Source organism: Streptomyces verrucosisporus, from assembly GCF_017114865.1.
In the GTDB taxonomy this organism is placed as follows: domain Bacteria; phylum Actinomycetota; class Actinomycetes; order Streptomycetales; family Streptomycetaceae; genus Streptomyces; species Streptomyces fenghuangensis.
Window position 1 is genome coordinate 1 of record NZ_JADEYH010000067.1, and the last position, 2063, is coordinate 2063.

At 66.8% G+C, this 2063-nt stretch carries 1 protein-coding gene; it reads right to left on the reverse strand.

Features of this window, described 5'->3' with window-relative positions:
- Positions 1–93: 93 nt before the first annotated feature.
- A complete protein-coding gene (gene ltrA / locus IQ279_RS27435) occupies positions 94–1410 on the reverse strand; it encodes a group II intron reverse transcriptase/maturase (RefSeq protein WP_206352025.1) in 1317 nt (438 codons plus the stop codon).
- Positions 1411–2063 lie beyond the last annotated feature (653 nt).

Genomic DNA, 2063 nt, shown 5'->3' on the forward strand with positions numbered 1-2063 from the left:
TAGGGTCGGGGGCTGGCGCGGTGACGGAGTACGTCCGCCCCGTTTCCAGCCCCCGCCGCTTCGAACCGTGCATGCGGTTCTCCCGCACACGGCTCACCGACGCCGTTCACCGACAGCATTCGGTCTCTCCCGCCAGGGCTTTCCGGCCCTGGGTGCAACGACGGTTCCATACGGGCTGATCAGACCGAGATCCCTCGGGGACGAGACAGTCAGCACCCATCGGCCGAACGCCCGGCTGCGCCGGTGCTTCCTGCTGATGAAGTGCGCGACGCGTTCCCTCGCGTATCGTCCGATCTTGCTGAAGCGGCGGGCGGAGTGCCCGTACCGGAAGTACGCCATCCACCCGCGGAGGAACAAGTTCAGGTCCTCCACGATCGCTTGCGGATGCAGCAGGAGCCGGCGCCGGGCAGTGATCTCCCGGATCCGGTCGCGGGCGTGCTGCATCGCCCGGTTCGAGGGCCAGCGGGCCAGGAACTCGACGCGTCGGCGTCCGTGCAGTCCCCGGGAACGGACCTGACGGTGATGGAATCCGAGGAAGTCGAAACCTTCCCCGTCCACCTCCAGGTGCACGATCCTCGTCTTGGACTCCTTCGGTTTCAGCCCGAGTTCGCCCAGCAGCCTGACCAGTTGGGCAAGTGCCCGTTCGGCCTGGCTGCGGGAGAAGCACATCACGACCAGGTCGTCGGCATAGCGGACCAAAATCCCGTCGTGCTCGTCCCATGCCCGGTCCAGCCGGTGCAGATAGACGTTGCACAGCAGCGGTGAAATCACACCGCCCTGCGGGGTCCCGGTCACCGGCCGTCGCACCTGCCCATCCTCCATCACCCCGACGCGAAGGATCTGTCGCAGGAGCTTGAGGACGGACTGGTCACAGACGCGCTCTTCGACCGCGCGCATCAACTCTTCGTGCGGGATAGCCGAGAAACACTCGGCGATGTCCGTCTCCACCACCCACCGCCTGCCCCGATGGTGCTCATCGATGAGCACTTGCAGGGCGTCATGCGCCGAGCGTTTCGGGCGGAACCCGAAGCTGCACGCCAGCATGTCGGCCTCGAAGACCGGCTCGAGCACGATCTTCATCGCGGCCTGCACGACACGGTCACGAACCGTCGGGATGGACAGCGGCCTGCGCTCGTCCTTCACCCCCGGCTTGGGGATGAACACCCGGCGGGCAGGCAGGGGCCGATACCGCCCCTGCCTCAACTCATCGGCCAGTTCGCCGAGAAGACGGTCGATGCCGTACTCCTCGACGCCGGCCAGGGTGGTGCGGTCGATGCCCGGTGCGCCGTTGTTGGCACGCACCATGGCCCACGCGCGCCGGAGAACATCCCTGCGGTGGATCTTGTCTCCCAGCGCGTGGAACCGTCGTCCGGGATCGGCCTTGGCCGACCGGTAAAGCGCATGCTGCAAGGCACGGACCGTATCCGAGGGAGAACGTCCCCCGACGGCGGGACTAGCCACAAGGGCACTCACCGAGCCCCTCCTCCACTTCATGACGCACCGACGAAGTAGTGGCCCTTCCCTCACCGGGAGTTGTGTTGTCTCCCGGCTGCAAGCGGTACTACGGCCACCTCCGACGCCCACCCGGCCCGCGCCCACTTCCCGGGATCGCCGGTTATAGGACGCGCTGCTTCCGATGACGTCTTTCCGCAGGTCACCGGGCCGGGGAGGGCCTCCCCAGTTCCCGCCGCCACCCTCGATACGTTCCGCGCCCCATACGCCGGGGAGTCCTTCACGGCTGCCCGTCCAGGATCTTCACCGCTTCCATGGCCTTCACCCCGATTTCGAGAGGCTCGGCACTCCCTCGTTCCACCCGAAAGGATGGCTGAGTAACGACGCCGCAGGCTTCGCGTGATGCTACGGACCGTATCGTCGCTCCCCCTGTTACAGGGCCATTGACGCTGGGCTTCGACGCCGGACGTTTCCCTCCGACGCCGCCAGCCTGCTACCGGGCCTCCTGGCAGCTACCCGGACCGGACTTCCACCGGCAGGCGACGACGAGCTTCCGAACAGCAAGAACACCGCTACGTCACGGTGTCACCTCCTGTTCTGCTGGGCGCACG